The sequence below is a fragment of the Mitsuaria sp. TWR114 genome (genome assembly GCF_007997345.1).
This window is the reverse complement of the sequence record NZ_VOSR01000629.1, coordinates 1-4,613: the sequence shown is the minus strand read 5'-3', so window position 1 is coordinate 4,613 and position 4,613 is coordinate 1. Positions and strand designations below refer to the sequence as shown.

The window sequence follows — 4,613 nt, the reverse complement described above, 5'->3', positions numbered from 1 at the left end:
CACGGTGACGCTGGTGCCGCCGCTGTGGTCGATGGCGTTGTTCACCAGCTCGGTGAAGCCGTGCTGGACCATGCGCGCGACATGCCGCGGCAGCTGGAAGTGGGGCGCGAAGTCGCGTTGCCAGACCACGTCCTCCATCAGCCCGTGCAGCGTGTAGCTGCGCGCCACCTGCCGCAGCGCGCCCGGCCCGAAGACCGGCCGGCGCGTGGTGCCCGACCGGGTCAGCCACTGGGCGTCGACCAGCCGGCGCAGCGCCGCCAGCGTCGCGCGATGGCTGGCGCCGGTGCGTTCCTCGACGTAGGCGGGCAGGTCCAGCGAATGCTCGTTGGCGGCGGCGGTGATCCACAGCGTCAGCTGGTCGATCGCGAGACGGGTCATGAAGGTCCTGGCGGGCGCGACGCGTCGCGCGAAGGGAAGTCGCGGGCGATCCGCGCCGGTGGCGACCGGACAAGGCACGAGGCTTGCTCCCACCGGAGCCGGGCCGCCCGGGCAAGAGCCTACCGGCCGCTTCCGCCGCCGCGCAAGCGCATTCACCCCTGTCCGAGGGGGCGAGGCGGCCTGCCCGGGTTCCGGCGGGGCCGTCCCTCCGACGGGTGCTGGTATGGCACCAGTTCGGGGGGAGCCCCAGGTTGGTTACAGAGCCGGTCATGGGGGCTGGCTAGAATCCCGCCCAGTTACGGCGCGGTTACGGCATGGTGTTGGCGCCGGTCCGCGGCCCAAGGATTTTTCACTTCCTCGGAGAACTCTCATGGCACTCGTCTCGATGCGCCAGCTGCTGGACCACGCGGCCGAACAGGGCTACGGCATTCCAGCGTTCAACGTCAACAACCTGGAGCAGGTGCAGGCCGTGATGGCCGCGGCCGACGAGGTCGGCGCCCCGGTCATCCTGCAGGCCAGCGCCGGCGCCCGGAAATACGCCGGCGAACCCTTCATCAAGCACCTGATCCAGGCCGCGGTCGAGGCCTACCCGCACATCCCGCTGGTGATGCACCAGGACCACGGCACCAGCCCCAAGGTCTGCGAGGGCGCGATCAACCTGGGCTTCGGCTCGGTGATGATGGACGGCTCGCTGATGGACGACGGCAAGACGCCCGCCAGCTTCGACTACAACGTGGACGTGACCCGCCGCGTCGTCGAGATGGCGCACAAGGTCGGCGTCACCGTCGAGGGCGAACTGGGCTGCCTGGGCAACCTGGAAACCGGTGACGCGGGCGAGGAGGACGGCATCGGCGCCGCCGGCAAGCTGGACCACAGCCAGATGCTGACCGACCCCGAGGAAGCCGCGGTCTTCGTGAAGGCCACGCAGCTGGACGCGCTGGCCATCGCCATCGGCACCAGCCATGGCGCCTACAAGTTCTCGCGCAAGCCCACCGGCGACATCCTGGCGATCTCCCGCGTCAAGGAGATCCACAAGCGCATCCCCAACACCCACCTGGTGATGCACGGCTCGTCGAGCGTGCCGCAGGAGCTGCTGGCGATCATCAACCAGTACGGCGGCAAGATGAAGGAGACCTTCGGCGTGCCGGTCGAGGAGATCCAGGAAGCCATCAAGCACGGCGTGCGCAAGATCAACATCGACACCGACATCCGCCTGGCGATGACCGGCGCGGTGCGCAAGTTCCTGGCCGAGAACCCCGACAAGTTCGATGCCCGCGAATGGCTCAAGCCGGCGCGTGAAGCGGCCAAGCTGGTCTGCAAGGCTCGTTACCTGGAATTCGGCTGCGAAGGCCAGGCCTCGAAGATCAAGCCGCGTCCGCTGACCGAGGTGGCCGCCGCCTACGCGCGCGGCGAGCTGGCGCAAGTCGTCCAGTGATCGATCCGGACCGGCCTCGCGCCGGTCCTTTTCCATCCCCCTCCGCTTTCCACCCGCTTTCCCGTCAGGGATGCCATGGCCCATCTCTTCACCTACGGCACGCTGATGTGGCCCGACATCATGGCCCGCGTCTGCGGGCCGGCCTGCGCGCCGCTGGCGACGCCACAGGCTGCGACGCTGGCCGGCCATGCGCGCCGCCCGGTGCGCGGGCAGGACTACCCGGCGATGGTGCCGGCGGACGGGCATCAGGTCGTCGGCCGCCTCTACCTCGACCTGCCCGAGGCCGCCTGGGCGCGGCTCGACCTGTTCGAGGGCGACGAGTACGAGCGCCACGAGGTGCTGGTCACCCTGGCCGACGGCCGCTGGGAGCGGGCCTGGACCTACCTGCTCAAGCCGGGCCTGGCGGGGCGTCTCGACGCCGGTGACTGGGACGAGGCCGCCTTCGAGCGCGAAGGCAAGGCGCGTTTCGTGGCGCGCTACGTCGGGTTCGACGCGATCTGAAGCGACCGGCGCCGTGCCGGCGCGGCGTGAAGCGGATCGCGGGGGCGCTCCTGGAGGGGTGATTTCCCCTGCCGCCTCTAGAATCCCCGCTTTGCCGTTCCGTCCGACCGCACGCCCATGACCGCCGCCCTGCACACCTCGTCGATCACCTCCCTTCCCCTCATCGCGCGCGGCAAGGTGCGCGAGAACTACGCGGTCGGCGAGGATCGCATCCTGATGATCGCCTCGGACCGCATCTCGGCCTTCGACGTCATCATGAGCGAGCCGATTCCGGGCAAGGGCGCGCTGCTGACGAAGATGGCGCTGTTCTGGTTCGACAAGCTCGACGGCATCGTCCCCAACCACCTGACCGGCGACGATCCGTTGTCCGTGGTGAGCGATGCGGAGAAGGACCAGGTGCGCGACCGCGCGATGCTGGTCAAGCGCCTGAAGCCGCTGCCGATCGAGGCGGTGGTGCGCGGTTACCTGGCCGGCAGTGGCTGGTCCGAGTACAAGGCCGGCGGCAAGGTCTGCGGCGTGGAACTGCCGGCGGGCCTGCAGAACGCCAGCAAGCTGCCGCAGCCGATCTTCACGCCCGCCACCAAGGCCGAGATGGGCGACCACGACGAGAACATCGACTTCGAGCGCTGCGCGCAGATCATTGGCCGCGAGCTGGCCGAACAGGTCCGCGACATCGCCATCCGCCTCTATCAGCGCGCGGCGGACTATGCGCTGACCAAGGGCATCATCATCGCGGACACCAAGTTCGAGTTCGGCCTCGATGCCGACGGCACGCTGACGCTGATGGACGAGGTGCTGACGCCCGATTCCTCGCGCTACTGGCCGGCCGAGAGCTACGCGGTCGGCAGCAATCCGCCGAGCTATGACAAGCAGTTCCTGCGCGACTGGCTGGAGCAGGCCACGGTCGACGGCCAGCCCTGGGGCAAGGTTGCGCCGGCGCCGACGCTGCCTGCGGACGTGATCGCCAACACGGCGGCGAAGTACCAGGAAGCGCTGGACCGCCTGACGCGCTGAGGCCGGCATGCAAGACGCCTCGCCCGACGCGACGCCTTCCCCGGCGATCAAGTCGCGTCTGCTCAAGCAGCTCGAGAAGGAGATCGCCGCCGCCGCGTCGCCGATGGCCTCCGCCGGCGCGCGGGCCAAGCGCGCGATGCTGCTGGCGCGGCACGGCGCGGTGGGCGAGGCCCGCGAGGCGCTGACCGCGCTGCACCAACTCTCCTTCCAGCATCCGCATCCGGAGATCGGCGCCTGGCTGCACATGGCCGAAGGCCTGATGAGCTACTACAACGGCTTCGTCGCGCAGCAGGCCTGGGACCGCATCCAGCGCGCGCAGGCGATCGCCGGCAGCGCGCCCGCGCTGGTCGAGGTGCGCGTGCTCGCCGCGGCCTGGCTGGCGCAACTGGCCTTCATCCGGCACGACCCGGCCGCGCTGGTCGAGCACGCGCGGCGCTGCCTCGACGAAGCGCTACCCGACCACCACGTCGCGCTGGCGCGCGTGGCGATGGCGATGGGCGTGGGCTGGCACTACGCCGGCGATGTCGAGTCCGCGCAGCGCTGGTACATCCGCGCGCGGCACCATGCCGCGGTGGAGGGCGACGATGCGTCGCTGTCGGCGCTGATGTTCAACATGGCGGGGATGCGCGCGTCGCAGCTTCGGCGCGAGAGCCTGTGGGCCCATGCGGCCCGCGGGCCCGAGCTGCTGTTGACCGTCGACTCGATGCATCACTTCGACGAGGCCGTCGGCGCGCAGATGATGGGCGAGCTGAGGCCGGTGCTGCGCGCGCAGGTGCTGACGATGCAGGGCGGCTTCGACGAGGCGCGCCAGCTCTACGAGGAGCACCTGCCGCAGGCGATGTCGCTCGGGCTGGAGCGGCTGGGGAGCAGCCTGCTGTCGGACCTGGCCTGGTGCCGGGCCAACCTCGGCCAGCACGAGCATGCGCTGCATCAGGCGCGCGAGGCCGAGATCGAGCTCGATCCCGATTGCGAGCTCGACGACCGGGCGATCACCCACAGCCGGCTGGCGCAGACCTTCCGCCTGCTGGGCGAGATCGCCGACGCCGACCGCCACCAGGCGCTGGCCGACGAGGCCTGGCAACAGTTCGCCGACCAGCAGCGCCAGTGGCGCGATCTGCTGGGGGCCAGCGGGCTCACGCCTTGAGGGCCAGGCGCTTCGCGACGAAGCGCCAGATCATCGCCGTCGCGTCCGGCCCGGCCGGGTCGCTGAAGGGCTCCTTCGCGGCACCGCCGCTCCAGGCATGCGCCAGGCCGTCGATCTCGACGAGCGTGGCCGCGACCGCGC

At 70.3% G+C, this 4,613-nt stretch carries 4 protein-coding genes and 1 pseudogene; 4 read left to right on the top strand and 1 reads right to left on the bottom strand.

Annotated elements, in window-relative coordinates; translation table 11 throughout:
• Positions 1-378, bottom strand: a pseudogene (locus tag FUT87_RS21085) (hypothetical protein); the annotation flags it as partial.
• A gap of 370 nt (positions 379-748) precedes the next feature.
• Here FUT87_RS21085 and fba point away from each other — a divergent pair.
• The 4 genes from fba to FUT87_RS21065 all read left to right on the top strand — a co-directional run bounded on the left by fba (position 749) and on the right by FUT87_RS21065 (position 4,472).
• Positions 749-1,813: a class II fructose-bisphosphate aldolase gene (fba, locus tag FUT87_RS21080; protein WP_091727920.1), complete on the top strand. Its 1,065-nt coding sequence runs from the start codon at positions 749-751 to the stop codon at positions 1,811-1,813.
• A gap of 75 nt (positions 1,814-1,888) precedes the next feature.
• Positions 1,889-2,314 (top strand): gamma-glutamylcyclotransferase family protein, encoded by a 426-nt coding sequence (locus tag FUT87_RS21075; RefSeq protein WP_147242287.1) that lies wholly within the window; start codon positions 1,889-1,891, stop codon positions 2,312-2,314.
• Positions 2,315-2,431: 117 nt separating this feature from the next.
• Positions 2,432-3,328 carry a phosphoribosylaminoimidazolesuccinocarboxamide synthase gene (locus FUT87_RS21070; RefSeq protein WP_091727911.1) on the top strand — a complete coding sequence of 299 codons (897 nt, stop codon included), beginning with the start codon at positions 2,432-2,434 and terminating at the stop codon, positions 3,326-3,328.
• 7 nt (positions 3,329-3,335) lie between these two features.
• Positions 3,336-4,472, top strand: a complete 1,137-nt coding sequence (locus tag FUT87_RS21065; RefSeq protein ID WP_147240214.1) for a hypothetical protein — start codon at positions 3,336-3,338, stop codon at positions 4,470-4,472.
• Positions 4,473-4,613 lie beyond the last annotated feature (141 nt).

Coding starts and splice junctions, on each gene's coding strand:
- fba (WP_091727920.1), top strand. CDS start 749: ATGGCACTCGTCTCGATGCGCCAGCTGCTGGACCACGCGGCCGAACAG.
- FUT87_RS21075 (WP_147242287.1), top strand. CDS start 1,889: ATGGCCCATCTCTTCACCTACGGCACGCTGATGTGGCCCGACATCATG.
- FUT87_RS21070 (WP_091727911.1), top strand. CDS start 2,432: ATGACCGCCGCCCTGCACACCTCGTCGATCACCTCCCTTCCCCTCATC.
- FUT87_RS21065 (WP_147240214.1), top strand. CDS start 3,336: ATGCAAGACGCCTCGCCCGACGCGACGCCTTCCCCGGCGATCAAGTCG.